Genomic DNA, 24854 nt, shown 5'->3' with positions numbered 1-24854 from the left:
CTCGGGACGATGCGCCACGCCGTCCGGTCACAGACCGCGACCGGCCGGTGTCCCATGGTCGGAGCAGTTCCGGAGGGAGACGAGATGTCGGTGCGCGTCGTGGTGATCGGTGGAGGGTATGCGGGAGTGATGGCCGCGAACAGGGTGGCGGCGAGCCGCGGGAGCGCAGGTCTGGAGGTGATCCTGGTCACCGAGGCCGATGCCTTCGTGGAGCGCATCCGCCTCCACGAGCACGCGTCGGGGGCGGCCTCGTCGGCGACGGTCCCCTTCGCGTCCCTGCTCCATCCCGCGGTGCGGGTGCGCGTGCGCGCGGTCGATCGGATCGACGCGGCCGAGCAGGTGCTCGAGCTGACGGACGGATCCCGGATGCCGTACGACCTCCTGGTGTACGCCGCGGGGAGCCGGGGACGCGTGCCGGAGGGCGACGGCGTCCACGCGATCGGTGACCTGCGCGCTGCGACGCGCTCGCGGGCCGCCCTCGAGGCGCTCCCGCCGGGCGCGGTGGTGGTGGTCGTCGGCGGCGGCCCGACCGCGATCGAGGCGGCCGCCGAGATCGCGGAGCGGCACCCGTCGCTGACGGTGCGGCTGCGCACCGGCGGGGAGCTCGCCCCGGGGGTCTCGGTGCGGAGCCGCGCGCGCATCCGGCGTCACCTCGCCCGGCACGGCGTCGGGCTGGAGGAGCACGCCCCCGTCGCGACGACCGGCGACGTGCGGGCCGCGCTCGGCGCCGACGCCGTCGTCTGGTGCACCGGATTCCGGGGTGCGGCCCTCGCCGCGGACAGCGGCCTCCCCGTCACCGCCGACGGACGCCTCCGGGTGGATGCGACGCTCGCCGTCGTCAGCGGCAACGGCAGCAGCGGCAGCGGCAGCGGCAGCGGCAGCGGGCGCGTCTTCGGGGCGGGCGATGCGGCGGTCATCGAGGACGGCCGCTACGCGCACCACCGGATGGGCTGCGCCTCCGCCCTCCCGATGGGCGCGCACGCGGCCGACAACGTCCTCCGGGTGATCGCCGGGGAGGCACCCCTGCCGCTCTCGGCCGGCTTCGTCGCCCAGTGCCTGAGCCTCGGCCGGCGGGACGGGCTCATCCAGGCCGTCAGCGCGGACGACCGGCCCCGGAGCCTCGCGCTGTCCGGACGGTCCGCCGCGTTCGTGAAGGAGGCCGTGTGCCGGCAGACGCTCCGGTGGCTCCGCGGGGAGGCGCGGCGCGGCGGCTCGTACTCTTGGCCGCGGGGCCCGGAGACGGCGGCGCCGACGATCGAGGAGGAGGCAGCGTGGAGATGACCCGCGAGCAGCTGTTCGACCGGCATCGCGGACTCGTCTTCACCATCGCCTACGACATCACCGGATCCGTGACCGAGGCCGAGGACGTCGCGCAGGAGACCTACCTCCGCTGGCGCACCGCCGACGCCGACGTGCGGGACGGCCGCGCGTACCTCGCCGCCATCGCCGCGAACCTGGCCAGGAACGCCCTCCGCGCGACCGCGCGCCGCCGCGAGGACTACGTCGGCGGCTGGCTCCCCGAGCCGCTCGCCACCGCTCCGTCGGCCGACGCCACCGCCGACGACCCGGAGCAGTCGGCGATGCGGGCCGACGCCGTGTCCACCGCGCTGCTCGTCGTGCTGCAGAGCCTCGGCGACGACGAGCGGGTCGGCTTCCTGCTGCGGGAGGTCTTCGACTTCCCGTACGGGGAGATCGCCGCCGTGCTCGACCGCAGCGAGGCGGCCACGCGGCAGCTCGTGCGCCGCGCGCGGGGACGCGTGCGGAGCCGACCGCCGCGCAACGCCGTCAGCCCGGCCGAGCACGGGCGCGTGGTCGAGCGGTTCCTCGCCGCCGCGCGCACCGGGGACGTCGAGGCCCTGCTCGGCCTCCTCTCCCCGGGCGTGACGCTGCTCGTCGACGGCGGCGGCAAGGCGACCGCCGCGCTCCGCCCCATCGTGGGCGCCGAGAGGGCGGTCCGCTTCCTGCTCGGCCTCGCCGAGAAGCACGGGCGGACGTCGGTCGCCGTCCCGGTCGAGCTCAACGGCCTCGGCGCCGTCCTCTTCGCCGAGCACGACGCGATCACGACGTCGTTCCAGTTCGACGTCGCGGACGGCGTCGTCCAGGGCGTCTACATCGTGAGGAACCCGGACAAGCTGCGCCACCTGCAGGGGCTCCCCCAGGACGCGCTCCGCTGACCCGGGCTGCGCTCAGCCCGCGACGCGCCGCAGCTCCAGCACGCCCGGCACGACCTGCCGCGTCGGGATCCGCCCCCGCGCGAAGTCACCCCACACCTGCCGCACCCGCCGGGCGTCGCGCTGGATCCCCTCCCACGGCGCGCTCGCCAGGAGCCCCGCGCCGCGCCACGCCTCCTCGTCGCCGAACAGCAGCGGCAGGTCGACGGTGTGGGCGGCGCCGAACGGGCTGCCGGGCGCGGACCAGCGGATGACGTACCGGTGGGCCGTGCCGCCGGCGCGCGCGTGCCGCCGGGCGAACCGGCGGGCGGGCCGCCCGTAGACGAGGCTCGTCACAGCGGCGACGGCCGCGCGCCGGACGAGCGGGCCGACCACGGGCACGCGCGTCACGCGCGCGAGCCACGGGATCCCCGGCAGGAACAGGCGCGCCTCCTCCGCCGTGTTGCCGATGAGCACGTCGGCGGCGGGCGCGGCCCGGTCCCACGCGGCGTCGAGCCGCGACTCGGGCGGCAGCGGCGCGTGCCCGTACTGGGTGCCGAAGGGCATCGCGCCGAGGAGTCCGTACGGCGCCGCGGCGCGCTCGACCTCGGGCTGGCGCGCGAGCACCTCCTCGACGGGCATCACGGCCGTGAGCCCGCGGGAGGCGCGCGCCATGGCCGCGTTCATGCGCCGCCGGCCGCGGGAGATCCCGAGGGGTGCGCTCTGAATGATCGCCCGCCGGAACAGCCCCGCGGCTCCCGGCACGGCCATCAGGTGCGCGACCGCGTCGCCGCCCGCCGACTGCCCGAACGCGGTCACCTGATCCGGGTCGCCGCCGAACGCGCGGATGTTGCGCGCGACCCAGCGCAGCGCCTCCAGCTGGTCGAGGAGGCCGAGGTTCGCGGCCCGCTCGCCGCCGGCGCCGAGGTAGCCGAGGAGCCCGAGCCGGTAGGTGACCGTGACCACCACGACCCGCTGCTCCACGACGAGGGGCGCCGGATCCATGATCGGCACGTCCCCGGCGCCCGAGACGTAGGAGCCGCCGTGGATCCACACCATCACCGGCAGGCCCTCGTCCGCCCGCACGTCGCCCGGCATCGTCACGGACACGCGCAGGCAGTCCTCGTCGACGGCGAGGTGGGCGAAGCTCCCGAGCACGTCGTCGAGCTCCGGGAGGGGCAGCTGCGGGCACGCGGGCGCCCAGGCGAGGGCGTCCCGCGGCGCCGTCCAGTCGGGGTGCGCGACGGGCGGGGCGAAGCGGGCGGCGGTCGCGTACGGGATGCCGGTCGCGCGGACGACGTCGCCGTCGGCCCAGCCGACGACGGGTCCGCAGGGCGGCGAGAAGGCGCTCATCCGATCGACGCTACCGTTCGGGAGGCGTTCGCCGGCACGCCCGCGGACGCCCGGGATCGCGGTGCTACCGTGACGCCATGCCCCGCCTGATCGACCACGCCCGCCGCGAGGAGGAGCTCGCCGAGGCGGTGTGGCGGGTCATCCGGCGCGAGGGCGCGAGCGGCGTCTCGGTCCGCACGGTCGCCGCCGAGGCGGGTCTCAGCACCGGATCCCTGCGGCACAGCTTCCCCAGCCGCATCGACCTCGTCGCCCACGCGACGGCGCTGGTGGCGGAGCGCATCGACGCCCGCATCCGGAGCCGCCGCACCGACCCGGATCCGCGGCGCCGGGCCGTCCGGATCCTCGCCGAGCGCCTGCCCCTGGATGACGCACGGCGCGCCGAGGCGGAGGTCACGGCGGCGCTCCTCGCCGACGCGGCGTCGCACCCGCGCCTCCGCGAGGTGCGGACGCGGGCGCACGCCGCGGCCCGCGAGACCTGCCTCGCGCAGCTCGCGCAGCTGCGGGCGGCGGGGCTGCTGCGCCCCGACGCCGATCCCGACCTCGAGGCCGACCACCTGCAGGCGCTCCTCGCGGGGCTCGCCCTGCAGCTGCTCGTGGCGGAGCCTGATCCGGCGCGGGCCGCCCGCGCGCTCGGCGTGCTCGAGCGGCACGTGGACGCGCTCGTGGCGCGGCGCGCGGACCGCCTGGACCGTCCCGAGCGCCCGGACCGCCCGGCGCGCGTCGACGCCTAGCCCGCGGAGGGCGCTCCCCCGCCGAGCCGGCCGCGCAGTTCCTCGACGCGCGCGCGGATGTCGTCCCGCACGAGCCGCATCCGCTCCATGCCGTCGATGCCGCGCTCCGACGGCTCGTCCGTGATCCACGTCTCGACCGCGACGCCCTGGTCGCCGTCCACGTGGGCCTCGGCGCCGAGGACCACCACGAGGTCGGCCGCGCGCACCATCTCGTCGGTGAGGGGCTTGGGGCGCTCGTCGCCCACGTCGATGCCGAGCTCGGCGAGCGACTCCACGGCGAGCGCGTTGAGCGAGGACCCGGGATCCGTGCCGGCGGAGGCGACCGTGACGGCGGCGCCCGCATCGTGGCGCATGAGCGCCGCCGCGAGCTGGGACTTGCCGCCGTTGCGGGCGCAGACGAAGACGACGTTCGGGGCGTGGTCGGGCATGGGTCCTCCGGAGGGCGGGATGCGGGCCGCTGTTCGGCGCGACGGTCCGATCCTGCCATCCGCAGGCGGTGGGACGGAGCGGGGCGGCCAAGGCGGCCGGACGAAGGACGGGACCCGGTCGCAGCGACAGGGGATCCTTCCCATCCGCCTCCACCCGAAGAAGACGCCTCGCAGCGGACCCGCTCTCGGCGGCGCACGCCCCGCCCTTCGCCGCTCACTATCCGCGTAGCATCGCCCGCGCGTCAGGGGCTTGACAGCGCCCCCTTCCTCGGGGGGCCGGACGACGTGGGTGGGCGGCGACCCTCCGCTCGGCCCTCCTCCGGCATGCCACATCGGCGCGTCCCCGGTCAAGGGGACGATGCGGACTCCGCACCGGCGACGACGGGGAACTACTGTCGGCTCGACGGAGCATGTACCCGGTGCTCCCCACCAGGACCGCGGCGCCGTCCTCCGTGCACCCACGGAGGACGGCGGACCGGAGCTGGGATGCGATGCCGCCCGAACGGCACCGCAGGAGCGCAGGGCTCGGGGTGGCACCGCACCCCGGCGCCATCCCGAGCTCTCGTGCCGGACGCGTCCGAACGCTCCGTGCGCGCTCCACACGGACCCTGTCGCCTCTCCTCGGCACCGGTGTCAAGCCCGCAGACACACCGCCGAACCGTCGGCAGTGTCGAAGGCATCAGGCACGCATCGGCTCGAGCGCCTAGCCGCCATCGAGGGCGGCCGAACGCTGTTCGGACGATGACCGTGGAGGCTCCGCCTCGGGGCTGCCCGCCGCACCGGGCAGACCCCGCCTGTCCACCTCCGAACGTCATCCAGAAGGAGAAGCACATGAAGGCAGTCGTCTACAAGGGACCGTTCGACGTCGCCGTGGAGGAGGTGCCCGATCCCACGATCCAGGGCCCCCTCGACGCGGTGATCCGCATCACGAGCGCGAACATCTGCGGCTCCGACCTGCACCCCTACGAGGGCCGCGTCGAGTTCGAGTCCGGCATGGTGTTCGGGCACGAGAACATGGGCGTCGTCGAGGCCGTCGGCGCCGGGGTCGAGCGCATCAAGGTCGGCGACCGCGTCTCCGTCCCCTTCAACCTCGCCTGCGGCACGTGCCGCAACTGCAACGAGGGGTTCACCTCCGCGTGCCTGCGCGCCAACCCGTCCGGGCAGCCAGGCGCCGGCTTCGGCTACCCGGCCATGGGCCCTTACTGGGGCGGCCAGGCCGAGCTGCTCCGCGTCCCGTGGGCCGACTTCAACCTGCTCGAGCTGCCCGAGGGCACCGAGAACGAGCTCGACTTCACGATGCTCTCGGACATCTTCCCCACCGGCTACCACGGCACCGAGCTCGCGAAGGTCGCTCCCGGGAAGACCGTCGCGATCTTCGGCGCCGGGCCCGTGGGCCTCATGGCCGCGCACAGCGCCATGATCCGCGGCGCCTCGCAGGTGTTCGTCGTCGACTACCAGCAGGACCGCCTGGTGCTCGCCGAGGAGTTCGGCGCCACCGCGATCGACTTCTCGAAGGTCGACGTCACCGAGGCGATCATGGACCTCACCGACGGCTTCGGCGTCGACAGCGGCGTGGAGGCCGTGGGGTACCAGGCGCACGACCACACGGGCGAGGAGCACCCCGAGATGGTGCTCGACGCGCTCGTCAGCGTGGTGCGGGCCACCGGCGCGATCGGCGTCGTCGGCGTCTACAACCCGTCCGACCCGAAGGGCGCGACCGAGGAGGCGAAGCAGGGCCGGATCGCGTTCGACTTCGGCACCGCGTTCACCAAGGGCATCAGCATCGGCACCGGCCAGTGTCCGGTGAAGAGGTACAACCGGGAGCTCCGCGACCTCATCATCCGCGGGCGCGCGACCCCCGGCCGCATCGTCTCCCACGAGGTCCCGCTTGATGACGCGGTCGACGCCTTCGACAAGTTCGACAAGCGCGTCGACGGCTACACGAAGGTCGTCCTGCACCCCGCGGCCTGATCCGCGGCCCTTGCGACATGGCGCGACGGTACAGCCCATGCTGTACCGTCGTGCCATGACCATGCTCGCCCCGCGCCTTGACGTGATGACCCGGCTCGGCCGGGCGCTCGCGGATCCCACGCGCTCCCGGATCCTCGTCGAGCTCCTCGACGGCCCCGCGTACCCCGCGCTCCTCGCGGAGTCGCTCGGCCTCACCCGGCAGAACGTGTCGAACCACCTGACCTGCCTCCGCGGCTGCGGCATCGTCCGCACCGTGCCCGAGGGCCGCAGCATGCGCTACGAGATCGCCGACGCGCGCATCGCCCGCGGGCTCGGCGCGCTCGTGGAGGTCGTGCTCGCGGTCGACGAGGAGCGGTCCTGCGCGGATCCCGCCCTCTGCGCCCCCGGCTGCTGCGAGCCGCGCGCATGACCGCCGCGTCCGGCGCCGCGGCGTCCCCCGCCCCGGCGGCCCCCGCGCTCACCCCCGCCCGCCGCGACCTCCTGCGCCGCCGCATCCGCTGGATCGTCGCGGGCACCATCGCGTGGAACACCGTCGAGGCCGTCGTCGCGCTGTCGGCCGGGGCGATCGCGTCGTCGACGGCGCTCGTGGCGTTCGGGCTCGACTCCATCGTGGAGGTGCTCGCCGCGTCCGCCGTCGCGTGGCAGTTCTCCGCGCCGGATCCCGAGCGCCGCGAGCGCACGGCCCTCCGGCTCATCGCGGTGTCGTTCCTGGGGCTCGCCGCCTACGTGGGCGTCGACGCCGTGCTCGCGCTCGTCGGCGGATCCGAGGCCCGGCCGAGCGCCACGGGCATCGTCCTCGCCGCCCTCAGCCTCGCCGTGATGCCCGTGCTCAGCCTCCTGGAGCGCCGCACGGGCACGGAGCTGGGCTCGGCCAGCGCGGTCGCCGACTCGCGGCAGACCCTCGTCTGCGCGTGGCTGTCGGCGGCGCTCCTCGTCGGGCTGCTGCTCGACGCGGGGCTCGGCTGGTGGTGGGCGGATCCCGTGGCGGGCCTCGCCATCGCCGCGTTCGCGGTCCGCGAGGGGCTCGAGGCGTGGCGCGGCGACGCGTGCGCCGTCCCCGTGGCCGCCCTCACGGGCGAGCGCCCGGCGGACGCGCACGACTACGGCTCCTGCTGCTGAGCGCGGCCGGGATCGCCCGGCCGCGCTCCCGCTCCCGCTCCCCTACCTCGAGAGCTGCACCGCGCCCGTGGCGCGCTGGTAGGCGGCGAAGTACTTGTCGCCCATCGCGCGCGCCCCGGCGGCCGTGTAGTGGATCGAGTCCTCGCTCCGGCTGTACCCGGCGGCCCCCGGGATGTACGACACGTTCGACCGCAGCGCGGGCATGCCCTGCTGGGCGACGTCGATGGCCTGGCGCATGGACGAGCCGTTCAGCCACTCCGGCACCATGCCGCCGATGAGGAACGGCACCGCGCCGTAGCGGGCGTTCAGCCGGTCGACGAGGTCGAGCAGCATCGTCTGGTACCCGGCCGCGTTCGTGCGCGTCGCGTCGGACTCGCCCTGGGCCCAGACGACCGCGACGAGGCGGTTGTCCGGATCCTGCGCGAGCGCCTGGTCGATCTGCCCGAGCGCCCGGGTGAACAGGTTGATGCGCGACCTCGTGTCCGACGGGTTCCAGGCGTAGGCGCCGTCGCCCGTCATCGAGGTGGACGCCATCGCGGCGGGGACGAGCAGCACCTTGCGGCCCGGGCGGGCGTCGGCGAGCATGTGCCGGCCGAGCTCCATCCCGGGGCCCACGGACTGCACGCCGCCGGACGTCGTCCACGTGGTCACGTGGCTCAGCGAGTCCTTGGCGGGCACGATCTGCCCGGCCTTGACGCCGCTGCCCGCGAGCTGGTCGAGCCCCGGGACGCTCACGTCCACGGACGGGTCCCACCCGGTGCCGACGCCCTGCGCGTTCGACTGGCCGAGCACCACGACGACGTCGTAGCCCTCGCCGGTCGAGGCGATGGCGCGGGGCGCGGAGGTGCGGGAGGTGGGCGCGTACCCGTCGGCGCGGCCGGTGACGGTCACGGTGACCTGCGACCCGGCGTCGCGCGGCGCCGGCACGTAGGTCGACGCGGTGCGGCCGGGCACGACGACGCCGTTGCGCTTCCAGACGTAGGACAGCTCGGTGGCGACGGGCGCCCAGGCGGGCGTCTCGGCCGTGAGGGTCGATCCCACGGTGGGCGTCCCCGCGATGACCGGCTCGGGAGCGGCCGCGAACGGCTCGTCGCCGGGAGCAGGGGCGGGCTGCGCGGGCGGGACGTCGAGTACGTCGACGACGGCCGCGGTCGGCTCGCTCGTGCGGCTGGCGTCCTGGTAGCCGGTGCGCGAGCCGGTGACCGTCACGGTGATCCGCGATCCGGCGTCCGCGCGGCGCACCGCGTACGTCGCGTCGGTCGCGCCGAGCACGGTCACGCCGTCACGGAGCCACGCGTAGGCGTAGGTCGTGGCCTCGGGCGCCCAGGCGGGCGTCGCGGCGCGCAGGACGGTCCCGGCGACGGGCGATCCCTGGATCGCGGGCGCGGTCGTCGCCTCGAAGGGCACGGCCGGCGGGGGCGGCGGGATGACGACGGGCGTCTCCACGACGTCGATGCCGGCGCTGGTCGCCGTCTGCGTGACGTAGCCGGTCTTCGTGCCGGTGACGCCGACCGAGATGCTCGTGCCCACGTCCTCCGCGACCACGCGGTAGCTCGCGCCGGTCTGGTCGGGGATCACGACGCCGTCGCGCATCCACGCGTAGGAGAAGGACGGCCACGGGCTCCAGGTGCCGGACCGGGCGTTGAGCGTGTAGTCGACGCGGCCGATGCCCGTGATGGACGGCGTGCCGGCGGCCTCGAAGGCGACGTCCGGGAGGGGCTCCGGCTCAGGCGCGGGCGCGGGCGGCTCGGGCGCGACCTCGGGCAGCGGCACGAGGAGGCCCGCGCTCGCGACGGACTGGGTGACGTACCCGGTCTTCGTGCCCGTGACGATCACGGCGATGGTGGATCCCTGGTCGCCCTCCTGCGGGCGGTAGGTCACGGCCGTCTGGCCGGGGATCGCGACGCCGTCGCGGGTCCACGTGTAGGAGAAGGTCGGCCACGGCGTCCAGACGCCGGCGCGCGCGGACAGCGTGAAGCCGACGCGGGCGGTGCCGGCGATGGTCGGGGTCGAGGCGACCGGGAACGGGACGGCCGCGGGCGGGGCGGTGGGCTCCGGGGTCGGGACGGGCGCGGTGGGCGTCGGCGTCGGGGTCGGCGCGGGCGTGCCGGGCGTCGCGGTGGGCGTCGGGGTCGGGGTGCCCGGCGTCGGGGTCGGCGCGGGCGTCGTCGGCACGGGGGTGGGCGTCGGCGTGCTCACCGCCGGGACCTGCAGCTCGGCGCTCGTGACGGACTTCGTCACGTAGCCGGTCTTCGTGCCGGTCACGGTCACGGCGATGCGGGATCCCGCGTCCCCGGCCTGCACGCGGTACGTCACGCCGGTCTGCCCGGCGATCGCGACGCCGTCGCGTAGCCAGGCGTAGGAGAAGGTCGGCCAGGGCGTCCACACCCCGGCGCGCGCCGACAGCGTGAAGCCCGGCCGGGCGGTGCCCGCGATCGTGGGCGTCGCCGCGGCGCTGAAGGGCACGGCGGCCGGCGTCGTCGGGGCGGGGGTGGGCGTGGGCGCGGGCGGCTGCGTCGGGGCGACCGTCGGCGTCGGCGCGGGGTTCGGCGCCTGCGTGGGCGCGACCGTGGGAGTCGGCGCGGGCGTCGGCGCGACCGTGGGAGTCGGCGCGGGCGTCGGCGACGGCGCAGCGGCCGGCACGGACATCCCGTCGCTCGTCATGGTCGTCGTCGCATAGCCGGTCTTCGTGCCGGTCACCCGCACGGCGAGCGCCGTGCCCTGGTCCGCCTCGGTGACGCGGTAGGTGGCGCCGGTCTGGCCGCCGATGGGCACGCCGTCGCGGGTCCAGGTGTAGGAGAACGTCGGCCAGGGCGTCCAGGTGGCGGGCCGCGCGGTGAGCGTGAAGCCGACGCGCGGCGTCCCCGCGACGGTCGGCTGGGGCGCGGCGGCGAAGGGCGCGACGACGGGCGTCGGCACGGCCGCGGTCGGCGCGCTGGTCTGCGTGGAGGGGTCGTACCCGGTGCGGCTGCCGGTGACGGCCACCGTGATGACGGATCCCGCGTCGGCGGCGCGCACGGTGTACGCGGTGGTGGTCTGCCCGCTCACCGGCACCCCGTCGACGAGCCAGGCGTACCTGCTGGTCGTCGCGGCGGGGGTCCAGCGCGCGGTCGTGGCCAGCAGGCGCTGGCCGATGACGGCCTTGCCCGTGATGACTGGCGCGGGCGTCGCGGTGAACGGCGCGGCCGCGGCGGTGGCCTGCAGCAGGCGCATCATCGAGGCGGTCGTCGGCTGTCCGTCGGTCGGGGCCGGCGGCACGACGCTCGTGCCGGTGGCGACGACGCGCGACGCGGACGCGGTCGTCGCCGCCTCGGCCGGCGCGGCGGTCGGCTCGACCGCGACGAGCAGCGTGACCCCGAGGCTCAGCCCCGTGACGGCGGCGACGAGACGTGCGCGTGCGGATGCGGATGCGGTGCGAGTCCCCCGTGTCGAAGCACGGCGGACGGCAGAGTGGTGCTCCCCCAATTGATCCCCCCAGATCGTCGAGGCGAGATTCACCTCATGTCGAAATATTCGCATACGCGGAGGGTGCTGCGTGACACGTGTCCGATCCGCGTCTCCCCACGCCGCGTCCCAGGCGATGCACATGTCGGCTCGGCGGGACGGCCCGACGCTCCCGCGGCACGTCCCCGGGCGGCGCGCGCTCAGCTCCCGCCCGACGCCGCCCCGTACCCTGGCCCCGACCTGACCGCCCGTCGATCCCGCGAGGATCCCCCGCCCCGGAAGGCCCCATGACGAACGCCCCGCATCCCGACGCCGCCCGCCCCGCCGAGTCCGGAGCACGCGGCGCGGGGACGTCCGCCGCCGGATCCCCGTCCGGCTTCGCGGCGCTCGTGCGCGGCACACGGGCCCGCTCCGACCAGCCGTCGCGCCTCGGGCGACTCTTCGCCGTCGTCGCGATCGTGGAGGCGATCACCTGGACCGGGCTCCTCGTCGGCATGTTCCTCAAGTACGTGACGGAGACGACCGAGCTCGGCGTCTTCGTCTTCGGCCGCCTGCACGGCGCGGCGTTCGTGCTCTACGTCATCGTCACGGCCGTCGCGGCGATCCGTCTGCGCTGGGGCTGGAAGCCGGCGCTCCTCGCGGGCCTCGCCGCCATCCCGCCGCTCGCGACGCTGCCGCTCGAGGTCGGGCTGCGCCGCCGCGGGTACCTGCGCCGGCCGGCCGCCGTAGCCGACGGCACCCCGGATCACATGCCGGTGTAGCGCCCCGGCCGGTGGTTGAGCGCGAGCACGAGGTTGAGCAGCACCGCGCCGACCGCCGACCACACGACGCCCACGACGGACACGACGGTGAGGCCGAGCAGGATCACGATCACGTCGAGGATCATCTGCGCGTAGCCGGCCCGGAACCCGAACCGCTCCTGCACGACGAGCGCCACGATGTTGAACCCGCCGAGGCTCGACCCGTGGCGGAACACCACGAGCAGCCCGATCCCGACGAGCAGGTTGCCGGCGAGCACGCCGTACACGGGCTGCAGCTCGAGCCCCGTCACCATGGCCGGGTGCAGCGTCGAGAACAGCGACACGAGCGCGACCGAGATGGCCGTGCGGATCGTGAACCGCCACCCCTTCTTCCACACGGCGAGCGCGAAGAACGGCGCGTTCACGACGAAGAACAGCACGCCGAACGGCAGCGCGCCCGTGTAGCTCAGCAGCAGCGCGAGCCCGGCGGTGCCGCCCGTGACGGCGCCGCTGTCCCGCAGCAGGAACAGCCCGAACGACGCGACGAAGGTGCCGGTGAGGATCCCCAGCACGTCCTCGATGACGGAGTGCGGGATCCCCGCGGTCGTCGCCTCACCGGGGGCGACGGAGGGCGGGACGGGCAGGGGCTCGGACGCGGAAGCGGTCATGGCGGTCTCCGGGGTGGGGGGACGGGATCCGCGCGGGCGGTCGTGCCGCGTTCCGCGCAGGGACCAGCATGGCGGATGCGCGCGGCGGCCGACGACGCGACCGGGGCTCCTCACTCCGCGAAGATCGCCCCCACCGGCTCGCGCTTCTCCGCCTGGAAGCGGTCCTCCGCGCGGCCGAGCGCCCAGTAGGCGGAGAGCGACAGCGCCCGCCGGTCGATGCCCCAGCCATCCTGGAGGATCGCCCGCAGCTCCTTCATCGCGCCGCGCTCGCCGTGCGCGAAGACCTCGACCTCGCCGTCCGGCCGCTCGAGGGCGCGCACGGCGTCGACGAGCGGTGCGCTCGGCACGGCGTCGGGCGTGCGCGTGCGGTGGATCCACCGCACCTCCACGCCCGCGGGGTGCGCGAGCTGCAGCTCGTCGTCTGCGCCGTCGACCTCGATCAGCGCGATGCCGCGCGCGTCGGCGGGCATCGCGGCGAGCGCGGCGGCGATCGCGGGGACGGCCGAGTCGTCGCCGACCAGCAGGCGCACGACGTCCGGGTCCGCGCTCGGCCGGAACATCCCGCCGGGGCCGCTCGCCGCGAGCAGGTCGCCGGGGCGCGCGGTCGCCGCCCACGGACCCGCGAGCCCCTCGTCGCCGTGCACGACGAAGTCGATCGCCGCCGTGCCCGCGGCCGGATCCGCGTGCCGCAGCGTGTAGGTGCGCTGCGCGGGCAGCGCCTCGGGCGGCAGGGAGGCGCGGAGCGCGGGCAGGTCGAACGGCGGGACGACGCCGGATCCGGGCTGCGGCAGCATCAGCTTCACGTACGCGTCGGTCGACGCGAGCCGCTCCGGGACCGCCACCGCGAGGAGCGCGCGGGTGCCCGCCCCGCCGAGGTGCACGCGCACGAGGTGCGGGGACAGCCGCTCGGTGCGGATCACCTCCAGCACGTGCTGCGCCCGGGGGGCGCGGACGGGACGGTCGGGGACGGCGGGTGCGGCGGTGTCGGTCATCGAGGACGATCCTCCGCTCCCCGCCTCCCCCTCGCAACGTGACGGCCGGGCGCGGACCCTCGCCGCCCGGGGATCGCCCGCCTACACTGACCCCGTGGTCGACATCGTCGTCACGGGGCTAAGCGCCAACTCCGTGCCGTACATCGAGGCCCTCGAGCGTCAGCGTGCCCTGCATGCCGACGTCGTCGCGGGCCGGGCGCAGGACACCGTCATCCTCCTCGAGCACCCCTCGGTCTACACCGCGGGGCGGCGCACGGAGCCGACGGACAGGCCGCGCGACGGCACGCCGGTCGTCGACGTGGACCGCGGCGGCCGCATCACCTGGCACGGACCGGGCCAGCTCGTCGGCTACCCGATCGTGCGGCTGCCGGAGCCCCTCGACGTCGTGGCCCATGTGCGCCGCCTCGAGGACGCGCTCCTCGGGCTGCTCGCCGACCTCGGCATCGCGTCGTGCCGCGTCGACGGCCGCTCGGGCGTCTGGATCCGCGGCACGGGCCCCGGCGGCTACGACGAGAAGATCGCCGCCATCGGCGTGCGCGTCGCCGAGCGCGTCACGATGCACGGCTTCGCCCTCAACTGCAGCAACGCGTTCGACGCCTACGACCGCATCGTCCCGTGCGGGATCCGCGACGCCGGCGTCACCTCCATCAGCCGCGTCCTCGGCCGCACCGTCACGCCCGCCGACGTGGTCCCCCTCCTCCGCCCGCACCTCCTCCGCGCCCTCGCACCGAACGGATCCGCCATGACCGCCACCGCTCCCCTCCTCCCCACCGCCGGGGCCCGCGCATGACCGCCGCTACCCCCGCCTCCATGCCCGTCGCCGGGTCCCGCGCATGAGCGCCGCGCCGGACGGCCGCCGCATGCTCCGCCTCGAGGTGCGGAACGCCGAGACGCCCATCGAGCGGAAGCCCGCGTGGATCAAGACGACGGCCCGCATGGGGCCGGAGTACCAGGCGCTCCAGCAGCTGGTGAAGACGGAGGACCTGCACACCGTCTGCCAGGAGGCCGCCTGCCCGAACATCTACGAGTGCTGGGAGGACCGCGAGGCCACGTTCCTCATCGGCGGATCCCAGTGCACGCGCCGCTGCGACTTCTGCCAGATCGACACCGGCAAGCCCGCCGACTACGACACCGACGAGCCGCGCCGCGTCGCCGACTCGGTGCGCCGCATGGGCCTCCGCTACGCGACCGTCACGGGCGTCGCGCGCGACGACCTGCCGGACGAGGGCGCGTGGCTGCACGCGGAGACCGTGCGGCGGATCCACGCCGACAACCCCGGCACCGGCGTCGAGATCCTCGCGACCGACTTCTCCGGCAACCCGGACCTGCTCGCCGAGGTCTTCTCCTCGCGCCCCGAGGTCTTCGCGCACAACGTCGAGACGGTGCCGCGCATCTTCAAGCGGATCCGCCCGGCCTTCCGGTACGAGCGCTCGCTCGACGTGATCACCCAGGCCCGCGACGCGGACCTCATCACCAAGTCGAACCTCATCCTCGGCATGGGCGAGACGCGGGAGGAGGTCTCGGAGGCGCTCCGCGACCTGCACGACGCGGGCTGCGACATCATCACGGTCACGCAGTACCTGCGACCGTCGCCGCGGCACCTGCCCGTCGCGCGCTGGGTGCGGCCGGACGAGTTCGTGGAGATCAAGGCGGAGGCGGAGGCGATCGGGTTCCTCGGCGTGCTCGCCGGGCCTCTCGTCCGCTCCTCGTACAGGGCGGGGCGCCTGTGGGCGCAGTCGATGAGCGCCAAGGGCCGGCCGCTCCCCGCCGGCCTCGACCACCTCGCGGACCCGTCGCGGGGCTTCGCGCAGGCCGTCGGCTGACCCGCCGGCCCCTCCCCGGGCCGCGGACCTGTCGGCTCGCTGACGAACCGGCCGCTCCCGGGTCCGCGGCCAGGTGCGCGCCCTATCGTCGGAGGCACCGCGCACGTCCCACAGCTAGGAGCTCGTCATGGCCGCATCGTCCCCGACCTCAGGATCCCCGTTCGGAGACGCCGCCGACGGCGTGTGGCAGGCGATGGAGTCGCTCCGCGCGCGCTGGGAGAAGCGCGACGGGGGCAGCGGCGACGCCGGCACCGGCACCGCTCCCGGCGAGGGCCACCACGACGTCCGCCGGGCCGTGCTCGCCCTGCTCGCCGAGGAGCCCATGCACGGCTACCGCGTCATCCACGAGATCGAGGAGCGCACCCGCGGCGCGTGGACCCCGACCGCCGGATCCGTGTACCCCACCCTCCAGCTCCTCGCCGACGAGGGCCTCATCGCCGCCGAGACCACGGACGGCCGCAAGGTCTACGCGCTGACGGAGGCCGGCCGGGCCGCGGTCGCGCGCGACGGCATCACCGCGCCGTGGGCGGTCGCCTCCGACGCGCACGGCCGCGACGGCCACGACCGCCGCGACCGCTCCACCCTCCCCAAGGCCGGCCTCGCGCTCGCGCAGGCGGCCGCGCAGGTGCAGCGCACGGGCACGACCGAGCAGGTCGCCGAGGCCGCGGCCGAGCTCGACGCGGTCCGTCGCCGCCTCTACGCGATCCTCGCCCGGGAGTGACCGCGGCCACGGCCGTCGCCGCGCCCGGGGCGGGGCCTGAGGGCGACGCCCCGGGCACGCGCGCCCGCTACCGCCGGATCCTCCGCTTCGCCGCCTGGAACCTCGCGGTCACGTGGTGGTACGAGCTGTTCCTCCCCCGCGTCGGCCTCCGCCGCATCGCCGACCGCACGCGCACCCGCCGCATGCAGCGCTTCGCCCGGCGCTTCCGGGTGCTGGCCGTCGAGCTCGGCGGGCTCATGATCAAGGTGGGCCAGTTCATGTCGTCGCGCCTCGACGTGCTGCCGCCCGAGATCACGGCCGAGCTCGAGGACCTGCAGGACGAGGTGCCCGCGGTCCCCTTCCCGGAGATCCGCGCGCTCGCCGAGCGCGAGCTCGGCATGCCGCTCACGGAGGCCTTCGCGTGGGTCGACGAGACGCCCGTCGCCGCCGCGTCGCTGGGCCAGGCGCACCGCGCGATGCTCGGGCCCCTCGACGCCGCGGACACGGGCCTCACGGGCGCCGTCATCAAGGTGCAGCGGCCGGGCATCGACGACATCGTCCGCGTCGACCTCGCCGCGCTCCGCCGCATCGGCGGCTGGCTCACGCACGTGCGGCTGGTGTCCGACCGCGTCGACGCGCCCGCCCTCGTCGAGGAGTTCGCCGAGACCAGCCTGGAGGAGATCGACTACCTGCACGAGGCGCGCAGCTCCGCCCGGTTCCAGGAGATGTTCGCCGACGACGCGCGGGTCGCCGTGCCCGAGATCGTCTGGGAGCGCAGCACCCGCCGCGTGCTCACGCTCGAGGACGTCACGGCCATCAAGATCACCGACCACGCCGGGCTCCTCGCCGCCGGCATCGACCCGGTGGACGTCGCCCCCGTGTTCGCCGCGGTGATGTTCGACCAGCTCTTCGCCGACGGCTTCTTCCACGCCGACCCGCACCCCGGCAACGTCTTCGTGACGCCCGTCGCGGACGGCTCCGTCGAGCAGGGCTGGACGCTCACCTTCATCGACTTCGGGATGATGGGCGAGGTCCCGCCGAGCACCCGCCGTGGCCTCCGGAAGATGCTCATCGCCGCGGCCTCCCGCGACGGCAAGGGCCTCGTCGACGCGGCCCGCGACATCGGCGTCCTGCTGCCGTCCGCCGACACCACGCAGCTCGAGCTCGCCATGACGCGCCTCTTCGCCCGCTTCGGCGGCCTCGGCTTCGCGGAGCTGCGCGAGGTGGATCCTCGGGAGTTCCGCGCCTTCGCCGAGGAGTTCCAGGAGGTCGTGCGCACGCTGCCGTTCCAGCTGCCCGACGACTTCCTGCTCATCATCCGCGCCATGTCGCTCACCTCGGGCGTGTGCAGCGCGCTGGATCCCCGCTTCAACCTCTGGGACTCCGTCGAGCCGTACGCGCAGCGCCTCATCCGCGAGGAGCGCGGCAACGTCGTGCGCGACCTCGGCACGCGCGTCGCCGACACCGCGGGCACGCTGGCCCGCCTGCCCGGCCGGGTCGACGCGCTGCTCAGCCGCATCGACGAGGGCTCCCTGCCCATCAGCGATCCGACTCTCGAGCGCCGCGTCGGCTCCCTCGAGCGCACGATCCGACGCGCCGTCTCCGCGCTGGTCTTCGGCGGCCTCCTCGCGGGCGGCGTGCTCCTCCGCCCGGACGACGAGGTGCTCGGCACGGTGCTGCTCGTGGTCTCCGTCGTGCCGCTCGCGCAGGCACTGCTCCCCGGCCGTCGCCGCTGACCCCGGCCGGTGCCCGCGCATCGCCGCGGCGGCCTGTCCGCTGGGTGTCGGTCGTGACGCCGTGTGACGGCCGTCCCGCGTCCCTCCCGGATCGCCCGCCTACGGTGAGCCCACCGACCCGACGGACCGAGGAGACACCATGACCGACACCAGCATCCAGGCGCAGATCGCCGACTTCGACCGCGGCTTCGCCGAGCAGATCGGCCCGGAGCTCTCGGCCGTCTTCGCCGCGGAGCAGCAGGCCCTCCGCGCGGACGGCGTCCCGTCCGGCGCGGTCTCCCCCGGCGACGCCCTGCCCGCGGCGACCCTCGTGGATCCCGACGGTGCGCAGGTCGACCTGCACGCGGCCCTCGGCGACGGCCCCGCGGTCGTCGTGCTGTACCGCGGCGCCTGGTGCCCGTACTGCAACCTGACGCTCCGCCAGTACCAGGCGGAGCTCCTGCCCGCCCTGCGGGAGCGCGGCGCGACGCTCGTGGCCGTGAGCCCGCAGACGCCCGAGGGCAGCGCGCAGGCGGTCGCGGGCGGCGGGCTCGACTTCGCCGTGCTGTCGGATCCCTCCAACGCGTTCGTGCGCGCGCTGGGACTGGTGACCGAGCCGTCCGCCGAGGCGCGCGCCGCGCACGCGCGACTGGGCTTCGACGTGGCCGACGGCAACGCCGACGGCACGGGCGACATCCCGTTCCCCACCGTGATCGTCGTGGACGCGGACCGCCGCGTGACGTACGCCGACGTGCACGTGGACTACACGACCCGCACCGAGGTGCCGGAGATCCTCGCCGCGGTCGACGCCCTCGACGCGCGGTAGCCGGGCCGCCGGGCCGCCCAAGGGACAGAGCCTCCGGGAACACGGCCTCGGGCACACGGCCCCGGGGACACAGTCCCGGGAACGCAGAAGGCCCGGTTTCGAGGAGACCGGGCCTTCATCTTGTTGCGGGGGCAGGATTTGAACCTACGACCTCTGGGTTATGAGCCCAGCGAGCTACCGAACTGCTCCACCCCGCGCTACGAGGAATACATTACCAGACCTCCGGGGTGCTCATGACCACATCGGCGACTCCGGCCGCGAGACGGGTCCCTCGCACGAGGACGGCCCCGGCGGCACCCGCATCGCGGGGCCGTCGGGGCCGTCGTCGTGAGGAGCCGGTGCCTACTGCTGCTGGCTCAGCTCGTACGCGCGCTGGACCGCCTCGGTGAACCGCTGGTCCGCCTGCGCCGCGGCGACGAGGTCGCCGGACGCGTACGCGGCCTGCCGCTCCTGGAGCGCCGTGTTGGCCGCGTCGAGCGCCGCCTGCACGTCCTGTGCGGGAGCCGCGGGTGCGGTGGTCGGCGCGGGCGCCGGGGTGGTCCCGGCCTCGCCGTCCGTCGCGCCCTCGCCCGTGCCGTCGTCCGTGGGCGTCGTGGGCACGACGTCCTCGTCACCGGCGGTGGCACCCGAGTCGCCCTCGAAGATGCTGTCGAGGGCCGCGTCCAGCGTGTCCTCGAACGCGATCTTGTCGCCGAACGCCACGAGCACCTTGCGGAGCAGCGGGTAGCTCGTGTCGCCCGTCGAGCGGACGTACACGGGCTGCACGTAGAGCAGTCCGCCGCCGACCGGGAGGGTCAGCAGGTTGCCGCGCACCACGGAGGTGCGGCCGCCGCGCTCCAGCAGGTTGAGCTGGTTCGCGACGTTCGTGTCGGAGTTGAAGTTGTTCTGGATCTGCGTCGGCGCCGGGATGGTGTCGTCGTTCGGCAGCGTCAGCAGGCGCAGCTTCCCGTAGTCGGACGCCTTCTCGCCCGCGGTGCTGCCCGCGTCCGAGTCGACCCCGAGGTAGCCCGTGAGCACGCTCCGGGCGGTGTCCTGCGTGGCCGGCGGGATGAACGTCGAGTACAGCGAGAACCGCGGGGCGTCCTGACCGGGCATCTGCATGGTCAGGTAGTACGGCGGCTGGAGGCTCGTCGGCGTGCCCGCGTCCGTGGACTGCGTCGGGTCGTTCGGCGTGGTCCAGAGGTCCTGGTTCGAGTAGATCGAGCCCGGGTCGGTCACGTGGTACTTGCCGAGGACGAAGCGCTGGACCTTGAACATGTCGGCCGGGAAGCGCAGGTGGCTCATGAGCTCGCCCGAGATGTCCGCGATCGGCTTGAGGGTCGAGGGGAACACCTTCTGCCAGGTCTTGAGGATCGGGTCCTCGGTGTCCCACGCGTAGAGCGTGACCTTGCCGTCGTACGCGTCGACCGTCGCCTTGACCGAGTTGCGGATGTAGTTGATCCGGTCCGTCGGCACGAGCGGCTGCGTCTGCTGCGAGTCGGCGATGAGCCGGCTCATGTCGTTGCGCTCGGAGTACGGATACTGGTCGCTCGTCGTGTAGCCGTCGACGATCCACACCACGCGGCCGTCGACCACGCTGGGGTACGGGTCCTTGTCGATCGTGAGGTAGGGCGCGACCTTGCCGACGCGCTCCGCCGGGTCCCGGTCGTAGATGATCTGCGACTGGTCGTTGATCTGGTTGGCCAGGAAGATCTGCTCCGACTGGAACTTCAGCGCGTAGATGAGGCGCTTGAAGACGTTGTCGACCTTCGGACCGCCGTTCCCCTGGAACGTCGTGTAGGTCTCGTCGGCGCCGTCCTCGCCGGACGGGTAGTCGAGCTCGACCTTGTCGCCGGACTCGGGTCCGCCGACGATCGAGTAGTCGGGCGAGTTCTCGCCGAAGTACACGCGCGGCTCGAAGTCGCCGAGGTCGCCCGAGGCCGGGATGCCGGACTCGAGGAACACGGGCTGGCCGTCGGAGGTGCGCTGCGTGCCGTACGCCGCGACGAGCGAGTAGCCGTGCGTGTAGACGAGGTGCTGGTTGACCCACGACGTGCCCGTGTTGGTCGGGCTCAGCTCGCGGACCGCGACCACCGTGTCCTGCACGCGGCCGTCGATGTCGTACCGGTCGACGTCGAGGTTGTCGCCGAACTGGTAGTACTGCCGGAACTGCTGCAGCTGGCTGAACGCGTCGCCCACGACCGCGGGGTCGAGGATGCGGATGTTGGCCGTGGTCGCGGCGTCCTCGCGGAGCGCGCCGGGCGTGGTGTCCGTGGTCGCGTCGTAGGGGATCTCCTCGATGTCCGCCAGGCCGTAGGCCTCGCGGGTCGCCTCGATGTTGCGCTCGTAGAACTGCGCCTCGAGCGCGCGCTCGTTCGGCTCCACCTGGAAGCGCTGGACGATGGCCGGGTAGGCCGTGCCGATGAGGATGCTGGCCACGACGAGGCCCGCCGTGCCGATGATGGGCAGGCGCCAGCGGCCGATGGCCGCGGTGACGAGGAACAGCACCGCGACGACGGCCGCGATGCCGGCGAGGATCGTGCGGCCGGGGATGACCGCGTTCACGTCGGAGAACGCGGCACCCGTGAACAGGCCGCCGTTGGCCGTGTTGACCACGGAGGAGTACTGGTCGAGCCAGATGCTGACGCCCTGGAGCAGGAAGTACACGCCGGCCGTGATGGCGATCTGGATGCGCGAGCTCTTCGAGATCCGCACCTCGCGGCCCGTGAAGCGCACGGCGCCGTAGAGGTAGCTGGTGGCGAGGACGCCGAGCATCGAGATGATGACGACGGCCGAGGCGAAGCCGACGACCGCCTGGTAGAAGGGCAGCTCGAACATGTAGAACGACGTGTCCAGCTTGAACTGCGGGTCCGTGTTGCCCGAGGGCGTCCGGTTCAGCCACAGCAGCGTGCGCTGCCAGCCGCTCGACGCGGAGACGCCGGCGAAGAGGCCGAACACCGCGGGGATCGCGAACATCGCGAGGCGGCGGAGCGGCTCGATAACCTGCTGGTAGCGGTCGAGCTGCGAGTTGAGCTTCGCGTAGACCGGCCGCGAGCGGTAGGCCACCTGGATGCTGACGAACACCGGGATCGCCATGGCGAGGAACCCGATGAGGAACAGCGCGATGCCCGCGCCCCACTGCGTGAGCAGCACTCCCAGGTAGCCCAGCTGGTCGTACCAGAGGACGTCGGCGTAGAAGCCGGCGAAGATGAAGAACGCGATCACCAGGGCGGCGATGATGGCCGCGGTGATGGCGAGGGGGGCTCGGCTCCGTCTGGCGGGCCGGGCGGATGTGCTTGTCACGTGTGTGCCTCAGAGTCGGGGACAGCGGAGTCCTCATCCTAGGCGGGCACCTTGCCAGGGACCTGCGAGGGTCCGGGCGTGCGGATCGGGTGAGGGGACCCTCTCGTCCGGGTCCGCGACGACCCTCCGCGTGCGCGCGTCAGCAGGTCGGGAGCGCGTCCAGGTCGCCGCCGGAGGAGACCGACCCGAGCGCCGCGAGCGCGTCGTCGAGGGTCGACACGGCGAACACCCGGAGGCCGTCGGGCACGTGGCCGCGGACCTCGCCGCAGTTGTCGGCCGGGGCGAGGAAGTACTCGGCGCCCGCGCGCTCGGCGCCGACGAGCTTCTGCCGGATCCCGCCGATGGGGCCGACCGTGCCGCCCGCGTCGATCGTGCCGGTGCCCGCGATGGCCTTCCCGCCGGTGAGCGAGCCCTCCTCGAGCTTGTCCATGATCCCGAGCGCGAACATCATGCCGGCGCTCGGTCCGCCGACGTCGTCGAGCTGGATGTCGACCTCGAACGGGAACTCGTAGGACGTGGAGGTGACGACGCCGATGACCGGGCGCCCCTCGCGCTCGGCGGGCGTGACCTCGGCCGTGCTCTCCTGGCCGTCGCGCGTGATCCCGAAGGACAGCGGCGTCGTCGTGCCGGCCGCCGCGACGCGCGCCTGCAGGTCGGCGAGGTCGACCACGGCGGTGCCGTCGACGGTGCGGATCGCGTCGCCCGAGCGCAGGGGTCCGTCGGCGGGCGATCCCGCGAGGACGCTCTGCACCTGCAGCGTGCGCGGCACGTCGATCCCGAGCTCCATGAGGGCGGCGGCCACCGCGTCCTGCTGGGAGTCCGTCATCTGCACCTGGTTCTGGGCATCGCGCTCCTCGGCGGTCTGGTCGGCCGGGAACACCGCCTCCATGGGGACGACGCTGCGGCTCGGGTCGAGCCACGCGGAGACGACGGAGTACCAATCCGGGCGCTGGGCCGGGTTGCCGACGACGCTGACCGTGAGCATGTCGAGCCGGCCGTCCGTCGGGTACGTCGGCTGGTCGGGGATGGAGATGAGCGGGCGCTCCGTGCCCTCGTGGTCGCTCGTGCCGAGCGTGTCGAAGACGGGGCCGGGCTGCTCGATCACGTACGGGGACGGCAGGAGGCCGAGCGCGAGGGCGAGCACGGCGCCCGTGCCGGCGAGCACGCGGCCGACGCGCCGGCGGCGCGACGGCCGGGGTGCGCGGGGGGCGTGCTGGGCGAACAGGCTCATCCGGGGTCCTCGCGGTCGGGTGGCGCGACGGGCCGGGATGCGGCCGCCGGGCGGGTGACGGGGCGGCCCGCGGGCCGCTGTTCGCGGCGGGCGGAAGCCGCGACGGCCCAGCCTAGGCGAATGCGGATGGGTTTCCCGTGGGCGCGGGCTAGCGTGGATCCACCGCCCGCGGCACCGCGGTCCGGCCCCTCCAGACCCACCGGGAGACCCTCCATGGCCGACGAGCCCACCCCGAATCCCGAGGACGAGTTCCGTCGCATGCTGGAGCGCTTCCTCGGCGCCGACGGGCAGATCGACCCCGACAAGCTCGCGGGCGCCGCGGGCCTCCCCCAGGACCCGGAGATGGTCCGCCAGCTCCTCGCGCAGCTGCAGGGCGCGCTCCGCAACACGGGCGACGGCGTCGACTGGAAGGTCGCCCGCGAGGGCGCCCGCCAACTGGCCGCGGCCGAGCAGACGCAGGTCACGGCCGCGTCCTCCGCGCCCCTCGACCAGGCCTTCCAGGTCGCCGCCCTCTGGCTCGACGAGGTCACGTACGTCAGCCAGCTCACGGTCCCGCCGCGCCTCATCACCCGCGCGCAGTGGACCGAGCTCACGATGCCCGTCTGGACGCAGCTCGCCGAGCCCGTGGCCCTCAGCATCGCCGACTCCCTCACCGAGGTCCTCCAGCAGAACGCGCCCGAGGAGATGCAGGGCATGGTCGCCGGTGCCGGCCGCATGATGCGGAACCTCGGCGGCACGCTCTTCGCGATGCAGCTCGGCCAGGTGGTCGGGCAGCTGTCCACCGAGGTCGTCTCGGGCGGGGACGTCGGCATCCCGCTCCTGGACGACCAGCAGGCCGCGCTCCTGCCGCAGAACGTGGCGGCGTTCGGATCCGGCCTCGACGTGTCCGAGGACCAGGTGCAGATCTACCTCGCCGTCCGCGAGCTCGCCCACGCCCGGCTCTTCCGCCACGCGCGCTGGCTGCGGCTGCAGCTCATCTCCTCCATCACGGAGTTCGCGAAGGGCGTGCACATCGACACCGAGCGGCTCGAGGCGCTCGCCGAGGGCTTCGACCCGTCGAACCCCGAGGAGCTCCGCCAGGCCATGGTCGACGGATCCCTCATCCCGCCGAAGACCGACGCGCAGCTCGCGGCGCTCGCCCGGCTCGAGACGATGCTGGCGCTCATCGAGGGCTGGGTGGACGTCGTCACGGCGGCCGCCACCGTGCGCCTCCCCCGCGCGTCGGCCATCGCCGAGACCGTGCGCCGTCGCCGCGCCACGGGCGGCCCCGCCGAGTCCGCGTTCGCGACGCTCGTGGGCCTCGAGCTCCGACCGCGTCGCCTCCGCGAGGCCGCGGCCATGTGGCAGGCGGTGTCCGACGGCGTCGGCGCCGAGCAGCGCGACGCACTGTGGTCGCACCCCGATGTGCTGCCCACCTCGGAGGACATCGACGCGCCGCACGCGCTCGTCGCGCGGCTCACGCAGGGCGAGCCCGAGCCCGACGAGGTCGACCAGGCCCTCGAGGACCTGCTGAGCGGATCCGACGCCGGCCGCCCCGTGGAGGACGGCCAGGGTCGCGCGACCGAGCCCGACGCACCGACCGGCGACGGGACCGGCGACGACCGGGGCGAGGACCCGCGCCCGGTCTGACCCGCGTCCCGCATCCCGCACCGCTGCCGAGGCCGGCGCCGCACCCGCTGCG

The 24854-nt window shown here is 74.5% G+C and carries 20 protein-coding genes and 1 tRNA gene; 13 read left to right on the top strand and 8 right to left on the bottom strand.

What is annotated here, in order from left to right; all coding sequences use genetic code 11:
- Positions 1–9 precede the first annotated feature (9 nt).
- Positions 10–1281, top strand: a complete 1272-nt coding sequence (locus ACT7CP_RS05915; protein ID WP_445443722.1) for an FAD-dependent oxidoreductase — start codon at positions 10–12, stop codon at positions 1279–1281.
- A complete protein-coding gene (sigJ, locus tag ACT7CP_RS05910; protein WP_445443966.1) occupies positions 1278–2174 on the top strand; it encodes an RNA polymerase sigma factor SigJ in 897 nt (298 codons plus the stop codon). The genes ACT7CP_RS05915 and sigJ overlap by 4 nt, the downstream gene beginning before the upstream one ends.
- 12 nt (positions 2175–2186) lie before the next feature.
- Here sigJ and ACT7CP_RS05905 read toward each other — a convergent pair whose 3' ends face one another.
- Positions 2187–3503, bottom strand: coding sequence for a carboxylesterase family protein (locus ACT7CP_RS05905; RefSeq protein ID WP_445443721.1), 1317 nt, complete (start codon positions 3501–3503; stop codon positions 2187–2189).
- Positions 3504–3580: 77 nt separating this feature from the next.
- Between ACT7CP_RS05905 and ACT7CP_RS05900 the strand changes: the two genes are divergently transcribed.
- Complete coding sequence (locus ACT7CP_RS05900; RefSeq protein ID WP_445443720.1) at positions 3581–4234, top strand: TetR/AcrR family transcriptional regulator; 654 nt, start codon at positions 3581–3583, stop codon at positions 4232–4234.
- On the opposite strand, the gene ACT7CP_RS05895 is transcribed toward ACT7CP_RS05900, so the two are convergent.
- Positions 4231–4662, bottom strand: coding sequence for an arsenate-mycothiol transferase ArsC (locus tag ACT7CP_RS05895; protein WP_445443719.1), 432 nt, complete (start codon positions 4660–4662; stop codon positions 4231–4233). The two genes, ACT7CP_RS05900 and ACT7CP_RS05895, sit on opposite strands and share 4 nt — an antisense overlap.
- Positions 4663–5493: 831 nt before the next feature.
- Between ACT7CP_RS05895 and ACT7CP_RS05890 the strand changes: the two genes are divergently transcribed.
- The 3 genes from ACT7CP_RS05890 to ACT7CP_RS05880 are packed head-to-tail and all read left to right on the top strand — an operon-like array spanning position 5494 to position 7752.
- Complete coding sequence (locus ACT7CP_RS05890) at positions 5494–6633, top strand: glutathione-independent formaldehyde dehydrogenase (RefSeq protein WP_445443718.1); 1140 nt, start codon at positions 5494–5496, stop codon at positions 6631–6633.
- A 55-nt stretch (positions 6634–6688) separates the two neighbouring features.
- Entirely contained in the window at positions 6689–7042 is a 354-nt protein-coding gene (cmtR, locus tag ACT7CP_RS05885) for a Cd(II)/Pb(II)-sensing metalloregulatory transcriptional regulator CmtR (protein ID WP_445443717.1), read from the top strand.
- A complete protein-coding gene (locus tag ACT7CP_RS05880; RefSeq protein WP_445443716.1) occupies positions 7039–7752 on the top strand; it encodes a cation diffusion facilitator family transporter in 714 nt (237 codons plus the stop codon). The genes cmtR and ACT7CP_RS05880 overlap by 4 nt, the downstream gene beginning before the upstream one ends.
- 42 nt (positions 7753–7794) lie before the next feature.
- Here the strand turns inward: ACT7CP_RS05880 and ACT7CP_RS05875 are convergent, their stop codons facing one another.
- Positions 7795–11250 (bottom strand): sialate O-acetylesterase, encoded by a 3456-nt coding sequence (locus ACT7CP_RS05875; protein WP_445443715.1) that lies wholly within the window; start codon positions 11248–11250, stop codon positions 7795–7797.
- A gap of 233 nt (positions 11251–11483) precedes the next feature.
- On the opposite strand from ACT7CP_RS05875, the gene ACT7CP_RS05870 reads away from it, so the two are divergent.
- Entirely contained in the window at positions 11484–11957 is a 474-nt protein-coding gene (locus ACT7CP_RS05870; RefSeq protein WP_445443714.1) for a DUF3817 domain-containing protein, read from the top strand.
- Here ACT7CP_RS05870 and ACT7CP_RS05865 read toward each other — a convergent pair.
- Both ACT7CP_RS05865 and ACT7CP_RS05860 read right to left on the bottom strand, forming a co-directional pair.
- On the bottom strand, positions 11942–12604 hold the full coding sequence (locus tag ACT7CP_RS05865; protein WP_445443713.1) for a YitT family protein: 663 nt from the start codon (positions 12602–12604) through the stop codon (positions 11942–11944). The genes ACT7CP_RS05870 and ACT7CP_RS05865 overlap by 16 nt on opposite strands.
- A gap of 110 nt (positions 12605–12714) precedes the next feature.
- Complete coding sequence (locus tag ACT7CP_RS05860) at positions 12715–13596, bottom strand: siderophore-interacting protein (protein WP_445443712.1); 882 nt, start codon at positions 13594–13596, stop codon at positions 12715–12717.
- Between the two features lie 94 nt (positions 13597–13690).
- On the opposite strand from ACT7CP_RS05860, the gene lipB reads away from it, so the two are divergent.
- The 5 genes from lipB to ACT7CP_RS05835 all read left to right on the top strand — a co-directional run bounded on the left by lipB (position 13691) and on the right by ACT7CP_RS05835 (position 18660).
- Positions 13691–14386, top strand: a complete 696-nt coding sequence (gene lipB, locus ACT7CP_RS05855) for a lipoyl(octanoyl) transferase LipB (protein WP_445443711.1) — start codon at positions 13691–13693, stop codon at positions 14384–14386.
- Positions 14387–14429: 43 nt separating this feature from the next.
- A complete protein-coding gene (lipA, locus tag ACT7CP_RS05850; protein WP_445443710.1) occupies positions 14430–15419 on the top strand; it encodes a lipoyl synthase in 990 nt (329 codons plus the stop codon).
- A 127-nt stretch (positions 15420–15546) separates the two neighbouring features.
- Positions 15547–16140 carry a PadR family transcriptional regulator gene (locus ACT7CP_RS05845; protein WP_445443709.1) on the top strand — a complete coding sequence of 198 codons (594 nt, stop codon included), beginning with the start codon at positions 15547–15549 and terminating at the stop codon, positions 16138–16140.
- Entirely contained in the window at positions 16137–17855 is a 1719-nt protein-coding gene (locus ACT7CP_RS05840) for an ABC1 kinase family protein (RefSeq protein WP_445443708.1), read from the top strand. The genes ACT7CP_RS05845 and ACT7CP_RS05840 overlap by 4 nt, the downstream gene beginning before the upstream one ends.
- Before the next feature lie 139 nt (positions 17856–17994).
- Positions 17995–18660 (top strand): peroxiredoxin-like family protein, encoded by a 666-nt coding sequence (locus ACT7CP_RS05835; protein WP_445443707.1) that lies wholly within the window; start codon positions 17995–17997, stop codon positions 18658–18660.
- 123 nt (positions 18661–18783) lie between these two features.
- Here the strand turns inward: ACT7CP_RS05835 and ACT7CP_RS05830 are convergent.
- From ACT7CP_RS05830 to ACT7CP_RS05820, 3 genes are all read right to left on the bottom strand, one after another.
- Positions 18784–18857, bottom strand: a tRNA-Met gene (locus ACT7CP_RS05830).
- A gap of 145 nt (positions 18858–19002) precedes the next feature.
- A complete protein-coding gene (locus tag ACT7CP_RS05825; RefSeq protein ID WP_445443706.1) occupies positions 19003–21942 on the bottom strand; it encodes a UPF0182 family membrane protein in 2940 nt (979 codons plus the stop codon).
- 139 nt (positions 21943–22081) lie between these two features.
- A complete protein-coding gene (locus ACT7CP_RS05820; RefSeq protein ID WP_445443705.1) occupies positions 22082–23173 on the bottom strand; it encodes a YlbL family protein in 1092 nt (363 codons plus the stop codon).
- A gap of 213 nt (positions 23174–23386) precedes the next feature.
- On the opposite strand from ACT7CP_RS05820, the gene ACT7CP_RS05815 reads away from it, so the two are divergent.
- Positions 23387–24802, top strand: coding sequence for a zinc-dependent metalloprotease (locus ACT7CP_RS05815; RefSeq protein ID WP_445443704.1), 1416 nt, complete (start codon positions 23387–23389; stop codon positions 24800–24802).
- Positions 24803–24854 lie beyond the last annotated feature (52 nt).

This window comes from Clavibacter rahimiani (assembly GCF_052654495.1).
This window is presented reverse-complemented; position numbering and strand designations above follow the sequence as displayed.

Bases quoted from the DNA above. Each gene is read 5' to 3' on its own strand.
- ACT7CP_RS05915 (WP_445443722.1), top strand. From the start codon at position 10: ATGCGCCACGCCGTCCGGTCACAGACCGCGACCGGCCGGTGTCCCATG.
- sigJ (WP_445443966.1), top strand. From the start codon at position 1,278: ATGACCCGCGAGCAGCTGTTCGACCGGCATCGCGGACTCGTCTTCACC.
- ACT7CP_RS05905 (WP_445443721.1), bottom strand. From the start codon at position 3,503: ATGAGCGCCTTCTCGCCGCCCTGCGGACCCGTCGTCGGCTGGGCCGAC.
- ACT7CP_RS05900 (WP_445443720.1), top strand. From the start codon at position 3,581: ATGCCCCGCCTGATCGACCACGCCCGCCGCGAGGAGGAGCTCGCCGAG.
- ACT7CP_RS05895 (WP_445443719.1), bottom strand. From the start codon at position 4,662: ATGCCCGACCACGCCCCGAACGTCGTCTTCGTCTGCGCCCGCAACGGC.
- ACT7CP_RS05890 (WP_445443718.1), top strand. From the start codon at position 5,494: ATGAAGGCAGTCGTCTACAAGGGACCGTTCGACGTCGCCGTGGAGGAG.
- cmtR (WP_445443717.1), top strand. From the start codon at position 6,689: ATGACCATGCTCGCCCCGCGCCTTGACGTGATGACCCGGCTCGGCCGG.
- ACT7CP_RS05880 (WP_445443716.1), top strand. From the start codon at position 7,039: ATGACCGCCGCGTCCGGCGCCGCGGCGTCCCCCGCCCCGGCGGCCCCC.
- ACT7CP_RS05870 (WP_445443714.1), top strand. From the start codon at position 11,484: ATGACGAACGCCCCGCATCCCGACGCCGCCCGCCCCGCCGAGTCCGGA.
- ACT7CP_RS05865 (WP_445443713.1), bottom strand. From the start codon at position 12,604: ATGACCGCTTCCGCGTCCGAGCCCCTGCCCGTCCCGCCCTCCGTCGCC.
- ACT7CP_RS05860 (WP_445443712.1), bottom strand. From the start codon at position 13,596: ATGACCGACACCGCCGCACCCGCCGTCCCCGACCGTCCCGTCCGCGCC.
- lipA (WP_445443710.1), top strand. From the start codon at position 14,430: ATGAGCGCCGCGCCGGACGGCCGCCGCATGCTCCGCCTCGAGGTGCGG.
- ACT7CP_RS05845 (WP_445443709.1), top strand. From the start codon at position 15,547: ATGGCCGCATCGTCCCCGACCTCAGGATCCCCGTTCGGAGACGCCGCC.
- ACT7CP_RS05835 (WP_445443707.1), top strand. From the start codon at position 17,995: ATGACCGACACCAGCATCCAGGCGCAGATCGCCGACTTCGACCGCGGC.
- ACT7CP_RS05820 (WP_445443705.1), bottom strand. From the start codon at position 23,173: ATGAGCCTGTTCGCCCAGCACGCCCCCCGCGCACCCCGGCCGTCGCGC.
- ACT7CP_RS05815 (WP_445443704.1), top strand. From the start codon at position 23,387: ATGGCCGACGAGCCCACCCCGAATCCCGAGGACGAGTTCCGTCGCATG.